The sequence below is a fragment of the Allobosea sp. OAE752 genome (assembly GCF_050433265.1).
GTDB classification, from domain to species: domain Bacteria; phylum Pseudomonadota; class Alphaproteobacteria; order Rhizobiales; family Beijerinckiaceae; genus Allobosea; species Allobosea spartocytisi.
Map to the genome: position 1 here is coordinate 569,984 of NZ_JBNPXO010000001.1, position 19,516 is coordinate 589,499.

Below are 19,516 nucleotides of genomic sequence, written 5' to 3' on the forward strand. Positions count from 1 at the left end.
CTGAGACAAAGCGCCTGATCAGCGCGCCAGCAGCGCGTCGATCTCGCCTTGCAGGCTGGCATCGTCGAAGGTCGCGATGTCGATCGTGCCGTTGGCGTTGATGAACTGGGTCGAGCGCGTGATGAGCCTGCGCAAGGCCTCGCTCGCCACCTCGATGATCGTCGGCAATTCGGCAGGGCGCGGCTTCTCGACGAGGAGCGCGGTCACCGTCGCAACGAGGCGAGCCATGGAACGGCAGACCTCCTCGAAGCTCTTGCGCCGCGCCGGGTCAAGCCGGTCATAGGCGACCAGCGCCTCGCCAGCGCAGCGCAGAGCCGATATCTCGAAATGCCCGCGATAGCAGAGGTTTCGCCAGGATTGCAGGTCTTCGATGACGCTGTCGTCGCTCTCCGCCATCTCGATCAGCATCAACGCTTCGCTGTAGCGGTTGAGGAAATCGGTCGAGAGACGGGGGGCGCGGAGCCCGTCCGTCCGATCAGCCGCCTCGCCGGCCTGCAATTGCGTCGCGGAGACGGTCATCCTGAGCCCCAACTCGCCGCGACTATGGTGGGCCAAACCCCAACAAAGTGTTGCTTTGCTCTGCCGCTATCGCGCTAAACAGGCGCCATGTGCGGACGCTATGCGATCACCCTGCCCCCCGAGGCGATGCGCGCGAGCTTCGGCTATCGCGAGCAGCCGAATTTTCCGCCGCGCTACAACATCGCGCCCACGCAGCCCGTGCCGATCGTCAGGCTGCATGACGGGGCGCGGCAGTTCCTGCTGATGCGCTGGGGCTTCATTCCCGGCTGGGTCAAGGACCCCAAGGATTTCCCCCTCGTCATCAATATCCGCATGGAGAGCGCGGCCGAGAAGCCCTCCTTCCGCCACGCACTGACGCGGCGGCGCTGCCTGCTGCCGGCGGACGGCTTCTACGAATGGCGCCGCTCCGGGACGGGGCGGCAGGCGCGCGCCGACGCCTTCCTGTTCCGCCGGCCGGATCGCGGCTTCTTCGCCTTCGCGGCGCTCTGGGAAACCTGGCATTCGCCTGATGGTTCGGAGATCGACACCGTCGCGATGATGACCGGCCCGGCCAACGGCACCATGGCCGCGATCCACCACCGTTGCCCGGTCATCCTCGACCCGGCCGATTACGATGCCTGGCTCGATCCGGGCGCCGCGCCGCAGCAGATCGATCGCCTGCTCAAGCCGCCACCGGACGCTCTGCTGGAGCCGGTCGCGATCGGACCCGCCGTCAACAAGGTGGCGCATGACGGGCCGGAAGTGCAGGCGCCAATGGCGGAGACGGTGCCGGAGCCTCCCGCGGCCGAGCCGGCGAGCCATGCGCGCAAAGCGACCCGGCGTCCCGTCGATGATGGGCAAGGCAGCCTGTTCTAGCGGCGGAATCATGCTCTGATCGTGCAAAAGCACGATGAGGAGAACGCGCAGATGCACGGCCGCCGCCCCACCATGACCTCCCGCCACGGCATGGTCGCCGCCGCACATCCGCTCGCAGCCCAGGCCGGGGCCCGGCTGCTGGCCCAGGGCGGCAACGCCTTCGACGCCGCCGCAGCCACAGCCGCGGCGCTCAATGTCGTCGAACCCTTCATGTCCTGCCTCGCCGGCATGGGCTTCGCAACGTTATGGGTCGCAGCCGAGCAGCGGGTGCGGGTGCTCGATTTCGTGCCGCCGATCCCGGCGAGCTTCCCGGTCGAGCGCTTCAGCAAGCGCTCCGATCTCGAACGCGGCGCCCTCTCGGTCGCCGCGCCCGGCAACCTCGCCGGCTGGTGCGAGCTGGTGAAGACCTATGGCCGCAAATCGCTGCCGGAGATCTTCGCGCCGGCGATCGCGCTCGCCCGGGACGGTTTCGCTCTCGCCGAATTCGGCGCGGCGGAGTTCGAGGAGAACGACCCGCTTCTGAAGACATACCCGGCGCTTTATCCGGCCTGGTCGAAGAACTACCAGCCCGATGGCGCCCTGCATCTCGGCTCGCTGCTGGTCCAATCCGATCTCGCCCGGACGCTGAGCGAGATCGCGGAAAAGGGACCGGATCACTTCTATCGCGGCGCGCTCGGCGAGACGATCGTGGCCCATCTCCAGGCGCTCGGCGGCTCGATGACGATGGCCGACCTCGCGGCAGTGAAGACGGTGTGGCGCGAGCCGCTGGCCGCGAGCTTCAAAGGGCTTTCGGTGCATGTGCCGCCGCCGCCCTGCGAAGGCTTCCAGTTCCTGCTGACGCTGCGCCTGCTCGAAGGTCTCGATCTCGCCTCGCTTCCCAGGGACGGCGCGGACCATCTCGACCTCGTCTATCGCGCGATCCGCCTCGCGGCGGGCGAGCGCATCGCCCACAACAATCCAAGCCCGGAGACGCTCGCCGAGATTCTGTCCGAGGCTTCCGTCGCGCGTTTGCGCCAGCGCCTCACCGACGGCAAGCCGGTGACGGGACCGACCGAGCAATGGACGCCACAGGAGAAGGAGGATCCGGCGCATACCACCTCCTTCTCGATCGCGGATAGCGAGGGCAACCTGATCTGCATCACGCAGAGCCTCGGCAGCCCCTTCGGCAGCGGCGTCGTAGTGCCCGGCACGGGGCTTTGCCTCAACAACTTCCTGTACTGGGCGGATGTGCAGACCGGCAGCCCGAACCGGGCCAAGCCCGGCGATGCGCTGGCCATGTGCATGTCGCCCTCGATCTCGACGCGCGACAGCAAGCCGGTGCTCGCGCTCGGCACGCCCGGCAGCTACGGCATCATGCAGACGCAGGCGCAGGCCATGGTGCAGCATCTCGTCTTCGGGCTGCCGCTGCAGGAGGCGATCGAGGCGCCGCGCGCCCGGCTCTGGGATGGGCGCCTCGTCGAGATCGAGGACCGGATCGCGCCGGAGACCATCGCCGAACTCGTCCGGCGCGGCCATGATGCGAAGGCGTTCGATGTCGGCTGGACGATGCGCTGCGGCGGCATGCAGGCGGTCGCAGTCGATCCGGCGACCGGCGTGTTCACCGGCGCCGCCGATCCACGCCGCGACGGCTACGTCGCGACGCCCTGAATCAGCTCACGATCTCGGCGCGAAACGCCCAGCGGGTCATCCGCCGCTCGACCAGGGCACAGAGCGCGTAGAGCGCCATGCCCATGATGGCGATGGAGAACAGGCCGGCGAAGGTGGTCGGCGCGTCATTGCGCGCGCCGGCGGACAACATCAGGAAGCCGATGCCGCGATTGCCGCCCACCGTCTCCGACAGCACCGAGCCGACGAAGGCGAGCGTCACCGCCACCTTGAGGCTGGCGAAGAGATAGGGCATCGCGCGGGGCACGCCGACCTTGGTCAGGATCTCCCATTGGCTCGCGCCGAGCGAGCGCATCACGTCGCGCATCTCGGGCTCGATGGTGGCAAGCCCCGTGGCGACGTTCACGACGATGGGGAAGAAGGAGATGACGAAGGCGGTGATCACCGCCGGCAAGGCGCCGACGCCGACCCAGATCATCAGGATCGGCACGATCGCGACCTTCGGGATCGCGTTGAAGGCGATCAGTAGCGGGTAGAGCCCGGCATAGATGAAGGGCGATGCGCCAATGGCGAGGCCGAGCAGCAGGCCGAAGCCGATCGCCAGCGCGAAGCCGATGATCGTGGTCCAGAGCGTCTCCAGGCAGAAGCGCAGCAGGATGTCCCAGCGCTGGACCATCGTCTCGAAGATGCGGCTCGGACGCGGGGCCAGGATTTCCGGTACGTCGAAGACGATGCAGGCCAGTTCCCAGAGCAGCAGCAGCCCCGCCATGGCGAGCCAGGGCATGGCGACAAGCAAAAGACGCTTCTGTCTCTCCGTCATGATCTTTGTCCAACCGGAGGCCGCATCACGCATGCTCCATGTGGATGCGCTCGCGCAGTTCGTGGACGATGTCGACGAATTCGATCTCGAAGGTCGTCTCCAGCGTGCGCGGACGCGGCAATTCGATCTTGCGGATCTTGACGATTTTACCGGGGCGCCGGCTCATCACATAGACGGTGTCGGCGAGATAGACCGCCTCGCGCAGATCGTGCGTGACGAGCACCGCGGTGAAGCGGCGCTCCATCCAGAGCTTCTGCATCACGCTCCAGAGCTCTTCGCGGGTGAAGGCGTCGAGCGCGCCGAAAGGCTCGTCGAGCATCAGGATATCCGGCTCGTGGACGAGCGCGCGGCAGAGACTCGAGCGCTGCTGCATGCCGCCGGACAACTGCCAGGGATATTTCTGGCCGAAGCCACCCAGGCCTACCGACGCCAGCAGCGCCTCGACGCGCGCGACGTATTCGGCCTTGTTGGCGCGGAAGCGGCGCTTGTGCGGCTCAACCACCTCCAGCGGCAGCAGGATGTTGTCGAGCGTGGTGCGCCAAGGCATCAGCGTCGGCGCCTGGAAGGCCATGCCGACGCCGCGGATCGGCCCCTTCACCACCTGCCCGTGCACGCGAACCTCGCCGCCGCTCGGCGGCAGCAGGCCGGTGACGAGCTTCATCAGGGTCGACTTGCCGCAGCCGGAAGGGCCGACCACGGCAATGAACTCGCCCTTGGCGATGGACAACGTCGCATCCTCCAGCGCCAGCATGCGCGCGGGGCCGCTGCCATAGGCAAGGCTGACCTGTCGCAGTTCGACGAGGGGCGGTTCCGAACTGTCAAGCATAGGCAGCGTCATCACCGGCAGGCGTGGGGAACCCCTCTCCCGGATGGGAGAGGGGCAGGGGTGAGGGACTGCGGGTCATCGTCGATACGACAAGGAGCGGCTGCGCCTTCTGCGGGAAAGGCAGGCCCTCATCCCTGCCCTTCTCCCACACGGGAGAAGGGTTCCCCGCATTCGTCATTCCGCTCATCGCTCTCTTCGGCACCCTTCATGAATCAAGGCGCAACCATCCGCTCGGCCTTCGGCGGCAGGAACTTGCCCGTGAAGACCTTGTCCGGCTCGGGCGCCGCGGGCAGGCCGAAGGCCTCGGCCACGTCCTTGACCGAGCGGGCGAAGCGCGCCGGGTCGACATCGCCCATGCCGTTCTCCTTCACGTAAGGGGTCAACACGTTCATCTTGAGCGACATGTCGAGGCGCTCGGCCTCAAGCTTCTCGTCGATCAGCGGGTCGCGCTTCTTGGCGGCGGCGATGCCGAGCGCCGGATTGGCGGCAACTTCCTTCCAGGCCTTGGCGGTGGCGCGCAGGAAGCCGGTCACGACCTCCGGCTTCGCGGCCAGCGCCGGCGAGACGATGATGCCGTTGCCGTACACGTCCATCTTGTAGTCGGAGTAGTTGAACGAGACGACATCCTCGGCCTTCACGCCGCGCGCCTTGAGGTCGAGAATCGACGAGAAATAATGACCGGAGATGAAGTCGACCGTGCCCTGCACCAGCGACTGCTCGCGCAGCTGCGGCGTCAGATTGACGTGCTGGACGCTTGCCGCGTCGATGCCGACCTTCTTGGCGAAGGCCGGAAACAAACGGAAGGAGGCGTCGAAGACCGGGGCGCCGAGCTTCTTGCCGGCGAGATCGGCGGGCTTCGTGATCCCGCTCTTCTTCAGCGCGTGCACGCCGAAAGGCGGAAAGTCATAGGCCATGAAGACGCAGAGGATTTCCTTGCCGGCGTTCTTGGCGTTGTATTCGATCAGCGAGTTCACATCGGCGAAGCCGATATCGTAGGCGCCGGTCGCGACGCGCTGGACGGCGCCGGCCGAGCCCTGGCCCGGATCCATGGTCACGTCGAGCCCCTCGGCCTTGTAGTAGCCCTTGTCGAGCGCGACGAGGAAGGGCGAGGTCGGCCCCTGAAAGACCCAGTCGAGCGTGAACTTGACCGGCGTCTGGGCGGTGGCGGGCGCTGCCGAGGCGAGCGCCAGGGCACAGCCGGCAGCGGCTGCGGCCAGCGCGCGGCGGGTCATCCCCCTGCCCTTCGCCGCCGCATTCTTCGAAACCCCACGCACCACGCCGATCATCTGAGCCGACCCCCGATTTTTGATTGTGCTTCAAAGGCTAAAGAGGGGCCCGAAAGCGGTCAATCAGGTGGAAAGGCCGTCCTGCCAGTTTTTTAGGCAGCCGTGCAGGCAGGTGCGTCACTCTCGACCGCAGCTTACTTCGCGGCCAGCATCGCGCCCGGATTGAGCACGCCCCTGGGATCGAGCGTCTGCTTGATCGCGCGCATCAGGTCGAGCTCGACCGGGTCCTTCACTCCCGGCAGCAGGTCGCGCTTCAGCCGGCCGATGCCGTGCTCGGCCGAGATCGAACCGTGCAGCTCCGTGACGATGGCGTGGACCGCCTCGTTCATCTCGCTCCAGCCGGCGAGATAGGCCGCCTTGTCGGCGCCGACCGGCTGGCTGACGTTGAAATGGATGTTGCCGTCGCCGAGATGGCCGAAGGGCACCGGCCGGCAGCCCGGGACCATCGCCTCGACCACCGCGATGGCGCGCTTCAGGAACTCCGGCTGGGCATGGACCGGCACGGAAACGTCGTGCTTGATCGAGCCGCCCTCATAGGTCTGCACCTCCGACATCATCTCGCGCAGCTTCCAGAAATCGGCGCGCTGGGTCAGCGAACCCGCGAGCGCGGCATCGGTGACGATGCCCTTCTCCAGAGCATCGCCGAGGAAGGCCTCGACATGCTCGTCGAGCCCGGCGGCTGACTGGGCCGAGACCTCCATCAGCACATACCAGGGCGACGGCTCCGAGAGCGGATCGCGCGTGCCCGATGCGTGGCGCAGGACGAAATCGAGGCCGATGCGCGGCATCAATTCGAAGGTGGTGAGCGTGCCGCCGGCGCCGGCCTTGGCGGCGTTGAGCAGTTCCAGCGCCGCTTCCGGGTCCGGCACGGCGAGGAAGGCGGTGGCCCGCGCCGCCGGCAGCGGGAAGAGCTTGAGCACGGCCGCCGTGATGATGCCGAGCGTGCCCTCGGCGCCGATGAAGAGGTCCTTCAAATCGTAGCCGGTGTTGTCCTTGCGGAGCTGGCGCAGACCGTTCCAGATGCGACCGTCCGGCAGCACGACTTCCAGGCCCAGGCAGAGCTCGCGGGCATTGCCATAGGCCAGCACGGCGGTGCCGCCGGCATTGGTCGAGAGGTTGCCGCCGATGGTGCAGGAGCCTTCCGAGGCCAGCGAGAGCGGGAAGAGCCGTCCGGCCGCTTCCGCCGCATCCTGCGCCCGCTTCAGCGTGACGCCGGCTTCGACGATCATGGTGTCGCCATCGGTATCGACCGCGCGGACCTTGTCGAGACGCTGCAGCGAGAGGATGATCTCCCTGCCCTCGGCGATCGGGATCTGGCCGCCGACGAGACCCGTATTGCCACCCTGCGGCACCAGCGTCGTGCCGGTCTCGGCTGCGAGCTTCACCAGCTCGGCAACTTCGGTCGTCGAGCCGGGGCGGACGATGCCTTGCGCCTTGCCGCGGAAGAGATCGCGCCATTCCTTGAGATAGGGCACCATGGCGTCGGCATCGGTGACGATGTTCTTCGCGCCGACGATGCCGGCCATGCGATCGAGAATTGCGCTCATCCTGAAGTCCTAGCCCTTCCTGCCGCGCCGGAACACGCCGACGAGCTCGACATGGGCGGAATAGCGGAACTGATCGACCGGCGTCACGCCTTCCAGCGCATATCCGCCCGCAACCAGCGTCGCAGCGTCTCGCGCGAAACTGCCGGCATCGCAGGAGACGTAGATCACGTCCCTGACCTTCGAGGCCGCCAGCCGCTTCGCCTGGGCCTCGGCGCCGGCACGCGGCGGGTCGAGCACGACGACGTCGAAACCGTTGAGCTCATGCTCCAGCAGCGGGCGGCGGAAGAGGTCGCGCGTCTCGGTCGCGATGGCTTTGAGCCCCGGCGTCGCGCCAAAACCTTTCGCCAGCGCCAGCATCGCGGCCTTGTCGCTCTCGACGGCGAGAACCTGCATGCGCTCGGCGATGCGGAAGCTGAAGGGGCCGCAGCCGGCGAAGAGATCGGCGGCGCGCTTGCCCTTGGGCAGAGCCGCCGTGACGAGATTCGCCAGCGTCTCCTCCCCCAGCACCGTCGCCTGCAGGAAGCCGCCGGGCGGCGGGGCGACGAGCGCCTTGCCCATATGCTGCAAGGGCGGACGGCGCTCGACGACGATCTCGCCATGGTTGGAGAGCCGGGCGAGGTCGAGCCGCTCGGCCAGTTGGGTCAAGGCGAGCCTGAGCTTGTCGCCGAGCGGTCCGTGGCCGCGCATATCGACGTCGAGCCCCGCTTCGGAGGCGGTGATCTGGATGTCGAGCGGCTTGTTCGCCCCGCCCATCCGGTTCGCCAACATCTGCGCGGCGGCTGGTGCCCGGTCGAGGCCCGGCGCCAGCACCGGGCAGGCCTCGACGGGAACCAGATCGTGGCTGCGCGCCGCCATGAAGCCGACGACCATCGCCTCGCCCTCGCGGCGGGCGTGGAAGGTGACGCGGCGCCGCCCGGCACCATGGGCGTCGACGAGATCGGCCACGGGCGCCTCGATGCCGGCGCGGCTCAGCGTGGTCACGACCTGCTGGCGCTTCCATTCGCGATAGAGACCGGGTGCCATGTGCTGCGCAGCACAGCCGCCGCAACGGGTAAAGAGCGGGCAGATCGCCGCGATGCGGGATTCGGAGGGCGCGATGATCTCGACGAGCTGGCCGCGATCGCCATCGACCACGGCGCGCACGGTCTCGCCCGGCAGCGCATAGGGAACGAAGATGCTGCCGGCGGGCGCCTGCACGATGCCATCGCCCTTCTGGCCGAGGCGATCGATGGTCAGGACTTCGTTCATCGCAAGGCGAGGCGAAGCATCCGGAGGCGGATTCGATCGGGCGGCGGGCATCGTGACAATCTCCGGCGCAGAGCCGGCCTGCTGATGACGGGAACGAGGCTTTCGCCTATCAGGTCAGGGACGAATTGGGAAATCCTGCCATGACTATCCGCGACGGCGTCATCGAAGCCATCGGCAATACCCCGCTCATCAAGCTCGAGCGCGCCTCGGCGGAAACCGGCTGCGCCATCCTCGGCAAGGCCGAGTTCATGAATCCCGGCCAATCGGTGAAGGACCGCGCCGCGCTCGCGATCATCCGCGACGCCGAGGCGAAGGGGCAGCTGAAGCCGGGCGGCGTCATCGTCGAGGGCACGGCGGGCAATACCGGCATCGGCATCGCGCTGGTCGGCAACGCGCTGGGCTATCGCTCGGTCATCGTCATCCCGGAGACGCAGAGCCAGGAAAAGAAGGACATGCTGCGGCTCGCCGGCGCGACGCTGGTCGAGGTGCCGGCCGCGCCCTACGCCAACCCGAACAATTACGTGAAGGTCTCCGGCCGCCTCGCCGAGGAACTGGCGAAGACCGAGCCCAACGGCGCGATCTGGGCCAACCAGTTCGACAATGTCGCGAACCGGCAGGGCCATCTCGACACCACCGGCCCGGAGATCTGGGAGCAGACGGCAGGCAAGGTCGACGGCTTCATCTGCGCGGTCGGCTCGGGCGGCACGCTCGCCGGCGTCGGCATGGCGCTGAAGGCTCGCAATCCGAAGGTGACGATCGGACTGGCCGATCCGATGGGCGCGGCGCTCTATTCCTATTACACCAGCGGCGTCCTCAAGTCGGAGGGCTCCTCGATCACCGAAGGCATCGGCCAGGGCCGGATCACCGCCAATCTGGTCGATGCACCCGTCGATGCCGCCTTCCAGATCCCCGATGCGGAAGCGGTGCAGATCGTCTTCGACCTGCTGGAGCATGAGGGGCTGTGCCTGGGCGGTTCATCGGGCATCAACGTCGCCGGTGCGATCCGGCTGGCGCAGCAGATGGGGCCGGGCCACACCATCGTGACGGTGCTCTGCGACTACGGCACGCGCTACCAGTCGAAGCTGTTCAACCCGGAGTTCCTGCGTTCGAAGAACCTGCCGGTGCCCGGCTGGCTGGAGCGCGACGGCTCGGCGCTGAAGCAGGTCGTCGCGAAGGTGATGGCCTGAGGCGGCAGCCGCCTCAGGCCCTTCAGCTTCACGCCGCCCGCGGCGTCGCGTCGATCGCGTCGATATCGCCGGCGCGGTCGTATTGCGCCTGGTCGAGCATGCCTTGGCGCTTGGCCACGAGGGTCGGCACCAGCGCCTGGCCGGCGACGTTCACCGCCGTGCGGCCCATGTCGAGGATCGGGTCGATGGCGAGCAGCAGGCCGACACCGGCCAGCGGCAGGCCGAGCGTCGAAAGCGTCAGCGTCAGCATCACCGTCGCGCCGGTGAGGCCGGCGGTCGCGGCCGAGCCGATCACCGAGACGAAGGCGATCAGGACGTATTCCTGGATGCCGAGCGGCACGCCGTAGAACTGCGCGACGAAGATCGCGGAAATCGCAGGGTAGATCGCGGCGCAGCCGTCCATCTTGGTGGTCGCGCCGAGCGGCACGGCAAAGGCGGCGTATTCGCGAGGGACGCCCAGGCTCTTCTCGGTCACGGCCTCGGTCACCGGCAAGGTGCCGATCGAGGAACGCGAGACGAAGCCGAGCTGGATCGCCGGCCAGGCACCCGCGAAAAAGCGCACAGGCGAAAGCCCGTGCAGGACGAGCAAGGTCGGGTAGACGACGAGCAGGACGATGGCGAGGCCGAGGTAGATCGCGAAGGCGTACCAGGAGAGCTGCTCCAGCGTCTGCCAGCCATATTGAGCCACGGCATTGCCGAGCAGGCCGACGGTGCCGATCGGCGTCAGCCGGATCACCCACCACAGGATCTTGCGGACGATCGCCAGGAACGACTCGTTCAGCGCGAGGAAGCTGTTGGCGCGCTCGCCGACCTTCAGCGCAGCGACGCCGACGACGATCGAGATCACCAGCAGTTGCAGCACGTTGAAGCCGAGGCGGGTGGTCGCCCCGCCACCGTCGACCCGCGTCGTCGCCTGCAAGCCGAGCATGTTGGCAGGCACGAGCCCCTTCAGGAAGTCGAGCCAGGAGCCGACCGTGCCCGGCGCCTTGGCGCTGGCGGCGACCACGCCGGCATTGATGCCGGGCTGGATCAGAAGGCCGAGCGCGATGCCGATCAACACCGCGATGAAAGCGGTGACGGCGAACCAGAGCAGAGTCTGCCAGACCAGCGCGGCTGCGTTGGAGAGCTGGCGCAGATTGCTGATCGAGGCGACGATCGCCGTGAAGATCAGCGGCGGCACCAGCGCCTGCAGCAATTGCACGAAGATCGAGCCCGTGGTCGCGAGCGTGGTCGTGAGCCAGTTGGGCTGTCCGGCCGCATCCGGGCCGATGTTGCGCGCGACCCAGCCGAGCGCGAGCCCGACCACCATCGCGGTCAAAACCTGGAAGCCGAAGTTGGAATAGAACGGCTTAGCGCCGGCAGCGGACGAACCGCTCCGGGATGTCGATGTTGTCATGGCAAGAGCTCGTCAATCGCCGCAAATGGCTGAAGATACGCGCCATATATACGATCTGGCGCGATTTTCGCAAAAGCGGAGGCTTCCGTCTTTGGCCGGACCAGCAGCAAAAATACTCTCCGGATTGCCGCAAAAAGAGAAAATGGATCCATTCGCGGCAAGAGCGTCGGCGACGAGCCCCTCCGCCGCGAAGGCCGAAAATTCTTTTGCCGCAAAAATGATTTCCCCGAAGGTCGAAGCGTTCTAGCCTGCCCTAAGGTGATCCCGCGAAAGACGAGGTGATCGCATGACGGCTTCACATGTCAGGTTCGCCGCCAGGACCGCGCCCGAACCCTCACCCTCCGTTGCCCCGGCCGAGCCGGGCCATCCCCATGCGGCCGGCGTCGTCGCCTCCAGTGTCTATGCCCATGGCGTGCGCGTCGCCGATGTCCCCGTCGAGGAGGCCGGCGAGTGGTCGCGCAAGGACGACCACGTCGTCTGGATCGGATTGCTGGAGCCCGACGCCGCCCTGCTCCACTGCGTCCAGCGGCAATTCAATCTGCATCCGCTCGCCGTCGAGGACGCGACCAACGCCCATCAGCGCCCAAAGCTCGAGCAATATGGCGACGCCCTCTTCGTGGTGGCGCGCACCGCGCAGCTGATCGAGGGGCGCATCGCCTTCGGGGAGACGCATATCTTCCTCGGTCGCGGCTACATCGTCAGCGTCCGGCACGGCGCCTCGACCTCGTACACCTCGGTCCGGCAGCACTGGGAAACCTGCCCGACCTCGCTGGCAAAGGGCGAGGACTTCATCCTCTACGCCATCCTCGATTTCATCGTCGACAACTACATGCCGGTGCTCGAGGCCATCCATGACGAGGTCGAGGAGATCGAGGACAAGGTCCTGGCCAAGCCGATGGCGCGCTCGGACATCGAGCGGCTCTACATGCTCAGGCGCGACCTGCTGCGCCTGCGCAATGCGGTGGCGCCGCTGGTCGATGTCTGCCAGCGCCTGATGAACGGCACCGTGCCGCAGGTCCGGCCGACGCTCGCCCCGATGTTCCGCGACGTGACCGACCATGTCCGCACCGTGCAGGAGAAGATCGACAGCCTGCGCGAGGTTTTGGCCTTCGCCTTCGAGGCGAGCCTGCTGGTCGGCCAGAGCCAGGAGAACGCGATCACCAAGCGGCTCGCCTCCTGGGCGGCGATCCTGGCCGTGCCGACCGCGGTCGCCGGCATCTACGGCATGAACTTCAAGAACATGCCGGAGCTGGAATTGCCCTATGGCTATTACGGCGTGCTGGTGGTGATCCTTGCCTCCTGCGCCGTGCTGTACTGGCGCTTCAAGCGCAATGGCTGGCTGTAGCCGGGCAGTCGCTCAGAGCCACTTCTTCCAGCGGAAGAACAGATAGGGCAGCACCGCGAAGAGCACCATCGAGACCAGCGCCAGCGGATAGCCCCACTGCCAGTCGAGTTCCGGCATGGCCTTGAAGTTCATGCCGTAGATCGAAGCGATCAGCGTCGGCGGCATCAGCGCCACCGAGACGACCGAGAACAGCTTGATGATCTTGTTCTGCTCGATCGAGACGAGGCCGAGCGTCGCGTCGAGCATGAACTGGAGCTTGTTCGACAGGAAGGTCGCATGTTCCTCGATGGCCTGCACGTCGCGCACCGCCGAGCGCCATTCGGCGGAGAAGCCGGTCTGGGCCTTCTTCGGGCGCTTGTAGTTGGCCGAGAGGAAGAGCAGGACGCGCTCGACCGACATCATGCTCTCGCGGACATTCGAGATGATGTGCTCGTGCTGGCCGATCCGCTGGATCACCACCTGATAGACGCCCCCCTGCTCGACGTCCTGCGCCCGCCCGGCGAAAATCCGGCGCGAGGCCATGTCGATCTTGTCGCCGACGCCGCGCAGCACCTCGGCCGCGCGGTCGACGATCGCCTCGATCAGTCCGTCGAGCACCGCCTCCGGCTGCTCGCCGCAGCCACCGGGCTTGGTCGCGCGGTTGAGGAAGATGTTGAAGGCGCCGGGCTCGTCATAGCGCACCGTCACCAGCGCCTTCTCGGTGAGGATGAAGGTGACGTCGGCCAGCTTGGGGACGATGGTTTCCGACTGGCAGATCACGCGCGCCGTCATGTAATGCGCGCCGTTCTCGGTATAGATGATCTCGGAGGGCTCGAGATCGTGCATCTCCTCCCGTGTCGGGATCGAGATGCCGAGATGCTCCTCGACGCGCTTGTCCTCCTCGGGCGTCGGGTTGAGCAGGTCGATCCAGACCGTATCGGCTGAGAAGATTTCTGCCGGCCCGAGCGTCGCCGAGCGCAGCTTGTCGCGCGAGTCGGGGCAGATGCCGTGGATCATCAGCATGGGCGCGAATCTCGATGCACGGTCAGAGGGGAAACCGGCAGGAACTCCGATCCGAGGCGGATGTCAAACCGATGACGGTCGGCGGAGCCTTCGGGCCCGCGCCCGAAAACCGGAAACTTAAAAGAGCGTCATTCTCGGGCGAAGCGAAGCGCCGACCCGAGAATCTCTTTTCAGGAAAGGCTCAGGAGCCTCCTTGTCATGAGATGCTCGGGTCAAGCCCGAGCAGGACGGCATGTGACGTTCCTCAGACGCCGCCCTTCACGCCCTGCGGTGGCTTGCTATCGGCCGGGACGAAGAAGTCCGGCATCAGCGGCACTGACGGGTCGACGCGGTAGGGCGTGAAGTCGGTCACCCCCTCGCCGGCCATGAAGCTGTCGTCGATCAGGAAGTTGCCGGAAAACTCGCGCGAGGGCTTCGAGAAGATCATATGCGCGGCGTCGGCCAGGATCTCCGGCGTGCGGCTGGCCTGCACCATCTTGTCGCCGCCGAGCAGATTCTGGACGGCGGCGGTGGCGATCGTCGTGCGCGGCCAGAGCGCGTTGACGGCGATGCCCTGGCGGGCCAGCTCGCCGGCCAGACCCAGCACACACAGGCTCATGCCGTATTTCGCGATCGAATAGGCCAGATGCGGCGCGAACCACTGCGTCTTCATGTCGAGCGGCGGCGAGAGCATCAGGATATGCGGGTTCTCCGCCTTCTCCAGATGGGGAATGGCGTATTTCGAGACCATGAAGGTACCGCGCGTGTTGATCTGATGCATCAGATCGAAGCGCTTCATGTCGGTCATCTGCGTGTTGGTGAGCTGGATCGCGCTGGCATTGTTCACGACGATGTCGATGCCGCCGAAGGTCTCGGCCGTCTTGGCGACCGCCTCGGCGACGCTTTGCTCGTCGCGGACGTCGACCATCAGCGGCAGGCATTTGCCGCCGGCCGCTTCGATCTCGGCGGCCGAGGTGTAGATCGTGCCCGGCAGCTTGGGATGCGGCTCGGCCGTCTTGGCGGCAATGGTGACATTGGCGCCGTCCCGCGCTGCCCTAAGCGCGATGGCGAGCCCGATGCCGCGCGAGCCGCCGGTGATGAAGAGCGTCTTACCCTTGAGCGACATCGCCGCCTCCCTCCTGGTTCGTGATGATGAAGCGGCCGGGCTGCGAGCCGTCCCGGTCCGTAAAGCCATAGGCGCGCGCCAGATCGGCAACGTGCAGCACCTGCCCGGCATGAAGCGCGGCATCGGGGTCGGCGGCCAGCGCCGCGACGGCGCGGCCGGCATAGAGCGGCGTCTCGGTGGTTTGCGCCGCCAGCCCCGCATCGCGAACGCGCTCGGTCAGGACATGGCCGGGCGAGAGGCCGAGCGCGGTGACGCCGAAGGGCTTCAGTTCCTGCGCCATCGCGAAGGTCAGGCGATTCATCGCGGCCTTGGCCAGATCGTAGAAGACATCGCCGAGATAGCCGGCGCCCGTGTCGAAGCTCACCGTGACGATGAGGCCCGAGCGCATCTGCACCATCGCCGGAGCGACCGCCCGCGCCAGCAGGAGCTGGGCATAGACGCCGCTCTCGAAGCTCTCGCCAAGCCTCGCGACCGGCCGGCGCCAGAACGGCGTGCCGTAGCCGGAGCCATCGGGATAGCGCTCGCCGTCATAGCCCTCGTTCCCGCCCCAGACCGCATCGACGACGCAGTCGAGCCGGCCGAAGCGGCGCAGGGCCCAGGACACGAGGCCGTCGACCTCGCGCTCATTGGTGTGGTCGCAGCGATAGGGATGGCCCTTGCCGCCGGCGGCCTCGACCTCGCGGGCCGCGTCCTCGAAGGTCTCGGGGCGCTGGTCGGTATGCGGCCCGGCCTCGCTGGAGCGACCGGTGACGATCACAGTCGCGCCGGCCTCGCCGAGCGCCCTGGCGACGCCACGCCCGAGCCCGCGTGAGGCACCGGCGACGAGGCAGATGCGGCCGGACAGGAATGACTGCGTGACGCTCATGGCTGCCCCGGCCGAATCGGCGCTGGCCATAGCGGGTTCGTCGCTCTATAGCCCCGCTCCCCTCGCAACGGAGCAGAACCATGGACAGCGCGGATGTCGCGGCCTGCTGGGAGGCCAATGCCGAAACCTGGACCCGGCACGCGCGCGCCGGCTACGACCTCTATCGCGACGCATTGAACACGCCGGCCTTCCTGGCGAACCTGCCCGATATTGCCGGCCTGGACGGCCTCGACATCGGCTGCGGCGAAGGCTCGAACACACGCAAGCTGGCCGAGGCCGGCGCGCGCATGACTGCGGTCGACATCGCGCCGACCTTCATTCGCCACGCGCAAGCGGCCGAGATGCAGGCGCCGCTCGGCATCGCCTATCGGGAGGGCGACGGCACCGCCCTGCCCTTCGCCGATGCGAGCTTCGACTTCGCCACGGCGTTCATGTCGATGATGGACATGCCGCGGCAGGACAAGGCGCTGGCGGAAGCCGCGCGCGTGCTGAGACCCGGAGGGTTCCTGCAGTTCTCGATCCTGCATCCGTGCTTTGCCCCGCCCTATCGCAAGGTGCTGCGGGACGAGGCCGGGACCATCCGTGGAATCGAGGTCGGTCGTTATTTCGACGGCGTCGACGGCGAGATCGAAACCTGGCGCTTCGGCGCCGCGCCGGCCGAGGTCAAGGCCAGCGTCGAACCGTTCCGCGTGCCGCGCTTCCACCGCACGCTGAGCGAATGGGTCGCGATGATCGTCTCGGCCGGGCTGACGATCGAGCATATGGCCGAGCCGCGCGTCGATGCCGAGACGGCGCAGGCCCAGCCCTACCTCGCCGATACGCATATCGCACCGCTGTTCCTGCATATCCGCGTCCGCAAGAGCGCGGTTGCCTGAGCAGGGCGCGGCCGCCGTCACGCCGCGAAGACCGCGGCCGCGTCGGCGATGGCGCCGGCGCCCTCCGTCACGGTGAGTTCCAGCGCCGGGGCCTCCGTCGCGATGTATTCGGCATAGAACCGGGCGGTGGCGAGGTCGCCGGTGCCTTCGGCTTCCGAGCGGGTGGCGAGTGCCTTCTTGGCCAGCCCCGTGCCGCCCTGCGCCAGCGCGAAGAGCTTGAGATAGGGCGTGGCGCCCGCAAGTGCGTCGGCCTGGTTCGTGCCGAGCGTCGCCAGCATCCACTGCGTCGCACGTTCGAGCGCATCGACGGCGGCGCCGAGGCGGGCAGCGGCATGGCCGAAGCCCGGATTGTTGGCGCGCTCGACCTCTCCGACGATGCCGCGCATCTCGGCGATCAGCGCCTTGACCGCCTCGCCGCCGGACAGCGGCAATTTACGGGTGACGAGGTCGATGGCCTGGATGCCGTTGGTGCCCTCATAGATCGCGGCGATGCGCGCATCGCGCAGATGTTGGGCCGCGCCGGTCTCCTCGACGAAGCCCATGCCGCCATGGACCTGCACGCCGGTCGAGGCGACGTCGATGCCGATATCGGTGGCATAGGCCTTGGCGATGGGGGTGAGGATGGCGGCGCGCTCGGCCGCGGCCTTGCGCTTGCCCTCGTCGGTCTCGCGATGCGAACGGTCGAGCGCTTCCGCAACCTGATAGGAGATGGCGCGCGCTCCTTGCGTCTTGGCGCGCATGTCCATCAGCATGCGCCGGACGTCCGGGTGGACGATGATCGGGCTCATCGGGGCGCCCTTCGGCGCATCGAGCGCCGCGCCCTGCTTGCGCTCATGGGCGAAGGCGAGCGCCTGCTGATAGGCGCGCTCGGCGATGGCGACGCCCTGCAAGGCGACGTTGAGGCGGGCGTTGTTCATCATCGTGAACATGCAGGCGAGGCCGCGATTCTCCTCACCGATCAGCCAGCCGATCGCGCCGCCCTTGTCGCCGAAGGCCATGGAGCAGGTGGGTGAGGCATGGATGCCGAGCTTGTGCTCGATGCCGGAGCAGCGCAGGTCGTTATGCGCGCCGAGAGAGCCATCGGCATTGACCAGATATTTCGGCACGAGGAAGAGCGATATGCCACGCGTGCCGGGAGGGGCATCGGGCAGGCGCGCCAGCACGAGATGGACGATGTTCTCCGTCAGGTCGTGCTCGCCATAGGTGATGAAGATCTTCTGGCCGGTGATGCGATAGGTGCCGTCCGGCTGGCGCTCGGCCTTGCTGCGCAGCGCATTGAGGTCGGAGCCCGCCTGCGGCTCGGTCAAGTTCATCGTGCCCATCCACTCGCCCGCGACGAGCTTGGCGAGATAGGTCTCCTTGAGATGGTCGGAGCCATGGGCGTAGAGCGCCTCGATCGCGCCGACGGTCAGCAGCGGGCCGAGCGCGAAGGCGAAGGCGGCCGAGTTCCACATCTCAATGCAGGCCGATTGCAGCAGCGTCGGCAGGCCCTGCCCGCCATAGGCTTCCGGCGCCGGCAGCGAATTCCAGCCGGCCTCGGCCCAGGCCTTGTAGGCCTCCTTCCAGCCCGGCGGCGTGGTGACGGCGCCGTCCTTCAGCTTCGAGCCATTGAGATCGCCGACCCGGTTCAGCGGCGCGATGACGTCGGTTGCGAATTTGGCGGCCTCGTCGAGCACGGCTTCCGCGACGCCGCCTTCGAGCTCCGGCGCCAGCCCGTCCGCAATCAGCCGGTCGAGGCCGGCAACATGGCGCATGGTCGCCAGCATGTCCGAAACCGGGGCGCGATAAGTCATGATCGTCTCCCTTCGGCCGCGTTTCCGCCCGCTGGGGCAGCCGGGCCTGAATTTGCCGTTGCCGCGATGGTAGCGAGGAACTATCGCCTATGCCACGCGCAGACGAGCGCGACCTTCGTCCCGTGCCGCGCCCGGTAATTAGTTTATATATAAACCATCTTCGGTCAATCGCCTCGTGGATCAATCTCCTTCCCTCTCCCGTATGACGAAGCGTCTCGCGGCCGATGCCGCCGGCATCGCCGAGGCGGCTGCGATCCTGCGCGCAGGCGGCCTCGTCGCGTTGCCGACGGAGACGGTCTACGGGCTGGCGGCCGACGCGACCGCGGGCACGGCCGTCGCCGGCATCTATGCGGCCAAGGAGCGGCCGAGCTTCAACCCGCTGATCTCGCATCTGCCCGATCTCGCCGGCGCGCGGCGGCAGGGCCTGTTCGACGCGAATGCGCTGGCGCTGGCGCAAGCCTTCTGGCCGGGGCCGCTGACGCTGGTGGTGCCGGCGTCGCCGGGCTGCACGGTCAGCGATCTGGCGCGGGCCGGGCTTGCCACCGTGGCGCTGCGCGTGCCGGCCCACCCCGTCGCACATGCCGTGCTCGAAGCCGCAGGGCGGCCGATCGCGGCGCCTTCGGCCAACCGTTCCGGCCGGATCAGCGCGACCAGCACCGCCCATGTGCTGGCCGATCTCGACGGGCGGATCGACGCCGTGCTCGATGCCGGCCCGACCGAGGTCGGAGTCGAATCGACCATCGTCGCCTGTCTTGACGGGGCGCCGCGCCTGCTCCGTCCTGGCGGTGTTCCCCGCGCCGCGCTTGAAGGCGTGATCGGCCGCCCGCTCGTGCAGGCGGGTGAGGCCGGGCAGGCGCCGATCGCGCCGGGCATGCTTACCTCGCATTACGCGCCGGCCGCACGGGTCCGGCTCGATGCCGATGCGCCGCGAGAGGGCGAGGCCTGGCTCGGCTTCGGCCCGGAGACGCACAGCCATCCGCATGCGCTCAATCTGAGCCCGACCGGCGATCTGCGCGAGGCGGCGAGCCACCTGTTCGGTTATCTGCGCCGGCTCGACGAGATGGGCCGGAAGACGATCGCCGTCGCCCGCATCCCCGAGCAAGGCCTGGGCGAGGCGATCAACGACAGGCTGCGGCGAGCGGCCGCGCCGCGCTGAGAACGCATCTGCAATTCACAGCCCTCATCCTGAGGAGCCGCGTCAGCGGCGTCTCGAAGGATGTTCCAGTGGTTTCTGCGCCCGTG

General features: G+C 67.5%; 18 protein-coding genes. 7 read left to right on the top strand and 11 right to left on the bottom strand.

All coding sequences use genetic code 11. The annotated features are described in order from the left end of the window. Positions 1-18: 18 nt before the first annotated feature. Positions 19-519 (bottom strand): hypothetical protein, encoded by a 501-nt coding sequence (locus GGC47_RS02640; RefSeq protein ID WP_142020215.1) that lies wholly within the window; start codon positions 517-519, stop codon positions 19-21. An 87-nt stretch (positions 520-606) separates the two neighbouring features. Here GGC47_RS02640 and GGC47_RS02645 point away from each other — a divergent pair, with 87 nt between their 5' ends. Both GGC47_RS02645 and GGC47_RS02650 read left to right on the top strand, forming a co-directional pair. Next, positions 607-1,374 (top strand): SOS response-associated peptidase, encoded by a 768-nt coding sequence (locus tag GGC47_RS02645; RefSeq protein WP_142020214.1) that lies wholly within the window; start codon positions 607-609, stop codon positions 1,372-1,374. A gap of 51 nt (positions 1,375-1,425) precedes the next feature. Beyond that, positions 1,426-3,021, top strand: coding sequence for a gamma-glutamyltransferase family protein (locus GGC47_RS02650; RefSeq protein ID WP_142020213.1), 1,596 nt, complete (start codon positions 1,426-1,428; stop codon positions 3,019-3,021). A 1-nt stretch (position 3,022) separates the two neighbouring features. Here the strand turns inward: GGC47_RS02650 and GGC47_RS02655 are convergent, their stop codons facing one another. The 5 genes from GGC47_RS02655 to GGC47_RS02675 all read right to left on the bottom strand — a co-directional run bounded on the left by GGC47_RS02655 (position 3,023) and on the right by GGC47_RS02675 (position 8,706). Further along, positions 3,023-3,799 carry an ABC transporter permease gene (locus tag GGC47_RS02655; protein ID WP_038362391.1) on the bottom strand — a complete coding sequence of 259 codons (777 nt, stop codon included), beginning with the start codon at positions 3,797-3,799 and terminating at the stop codon, positions 3,023-3,025. A 25-nt stretch (positions 3,800-3,824) separates the two neighbouring features. Next, entirely contained in the window at positions 3,825-4,625 is an 801-nt protein-coding gene (locus GGC47_RS02660) for an ABC transporter ATP-binding protein (RefSeq protein ID WP_133562120.1), read from the bottom strand. Between the two features lie 212 nt (positions 4,626-4,837). After that, positions 4,838-5,857 carry an ABC transporter substrate-binding protein gene (locus tag GGC47_RS02665; protein ID WP_112763522.1) on the bottom strand — a complete coding sequence of 340 codons (1,020 nt, stop codon included), beginning with the start codon at positions 5,855-5,857 and terminating at the stop codon, positions 4,838-4,840. Positions 5,858-6,045: 188 nt separating this feature from the next. After that, positions 6,046-7,458 carry an FAD-binding oxidoreductase gene (locus GGC47_RS02670; protein WP_142020212.1) on the bottom strand — a complete coding sequence of 471 codons (1,413 nt, stop codon included), beginning with the start codon at positions 7,456-7,458 and terminating at the stop codon, positions 6,046-6,048. Between the two features lie 9 nt (positions 7,459-7,467). Continuing rightward, a complete protein-coding gene (locus tag GGC47_RS02675) occupies positions 7,468-8,706 on the bottom strand; it encodes a class I SAM-dependent RNA methyltransferase (RefSeq protein WP_142020211.1) in 1,239 nt (412 codons plus the stop codon). 140 nt (positions 8,707-8,846) lie between these two features. Here GGC47_RS02675 and GGC47_RS02680 point away from each other — a divergent pair, with 140 nt between their 5' ends. After that, on the top strand, positions 8,847-9,893 hold the full coding sequence (locus GGC47_RS02680) for a cysteine synthase A (protein WP_142020210.1): 1,047 nt from the start codon (positions 8,847-8,849) through the stop codon (positions 9,891-9,893). Positions 9,894-9,921: 28 nt separating this feature from the next. Here GGC47_RS02680 and GGC47_RS02685 read toward each other — a convergent pair whose 3' ends face one another. Next, entirely contained in the window at positions 9,922-11,289 is a 1,368-nt protein-coding gene (locus tag GGC47_RS02685) for a dicarboxylate/amino acid:cation symporter (protein WP_142020209.1), read from the bottom strand. 25 nt (positions 11,290-11,314) lie between these two features. Here GGC47_RS02685 and GGC47_RS02690 point away from each other — a divergent pair, with 25 nt between their 5' ends. Together GGC47_RS02690 and corA are read left to right on the top strand one after the other, a co-directional pair. After that, positions 11,315-11,536 (top strand): hypothetical protein, encoded by a 222-nt coding sequence (locus GGC47_RS02690; RefSeq protein ID WP_142020208.1) that lies wholly within the window; start codon positions 11,315-11,317, stop codon positions 11,534-11,536. 39 nt (positions 11,537-11,575) lie between these two features. Continuing rightward, positions 11,576-12,634, top strand: coding sequence for a magnesium/cobalt transporter CorA (gene corA / locus GGC47_RS02695; RefSeq protein ID WP_142020207.1), 1,059 nt, complete (start codon positions 11,576-11,578; stop codon positions 12,632-12,634). A 12-nt stretch (positions 12,635-12,646) separates the two neighbouring features. On the opposite strand, the gene GGC47_RS02700 is transcribed toward corA, so the two are convergent. The 3 genes from GGC47_RS02700 to GGC47_RS02710 form a co-directional block, all read right to left on the bottom strand. Then, positions 12,647-13,636 (bottom strand): magnesium transporter CorA family protein, encoded by a 990-nt coding sequence (locus GGC47_RS02700; protein WP_038361150.1) that lies wholly within the window; start codon positions 13,634-13,636, stop codon positions 12,647-12,649. 244 nt (positions 13,637-13,880) lie between these two features. Further along, complete coding sequence (locus tag GGC47_RS02705; RefSeq protein ID WP_142020206.1) at positions 13,881-14,741, bottom strand: SDR family oxidoreductase; 861 nt, start codon at positions 14,739-14,741, stop codon at positions 13,881-13,883. After that, the gene (locus GGC47_RS02710) at positions 14,725-15,636 is read right to left on the bottom strand and encodes an SDR family NAD(P)-dependent oxidoreductase (RefSeq protein WP_370953879.1); all 912 of its coding nucleotides are present in this window, start codon (positions 15,634-15,636) and stop codon (positions 14,725-14,727) included. Before GGC47_RS02710 ends, GGC47_RS02705 begins: the two co-directional genes overlap by 17 nt. A gap of 50 nt (positions 15,637-15,686) precedes the next feature. On the opposite strand from GGC47_RS02710, the gene GGC47_RS02715 reads away from it, so the two are divergent. Then, positions 15,687-16,481 carry a class I SAM-dependent methyltransferase gene (locus GGC47_RS02715; protein WP_142020205.1) on the top strand — a complete coding sequence of 265 codons (795 nt, stop codon included), beginning with the start codon at positions 15,687-15,689 and terminating at the stop codon, positions 16,479-16,481. Between the two features lie 17 nt (positions 16,482-16,498). On the opposite strand, the gene GGC47_RS02720 is transcribed toward GGC47_RS02715, so the two are convergent. Continuing rightward, positions 16,499-18,274 (bottom strand): acyl-CoA dehydrogenase, encoded by a 1,776-nt coding sequence (locus tag GGC47_RS02720; RefSeq protein ID WP_142020204.1) that lies wholly within the window; start codon positions 18,272-18,274, stop codon positions 16,499-16,501. A gap of 202 nt (positions 18,275-18,476) precedes the next feature. On the opposite strand from GGC47_RS02720, the gene GGC47_RS02725 reads away from it, so the two are divergent. Further along, entirely contained in the window at positions 18,477-19,430 is a 954-nt protein-coding gene (locus GGC47_RS02725) for an L-threonylcarbamoyladenylate synthase (protein WP_142020203.1), read from the top strand. The last annotated feature ends 86 nt before the right edge of the window (positions 19,431-19,516 follow it).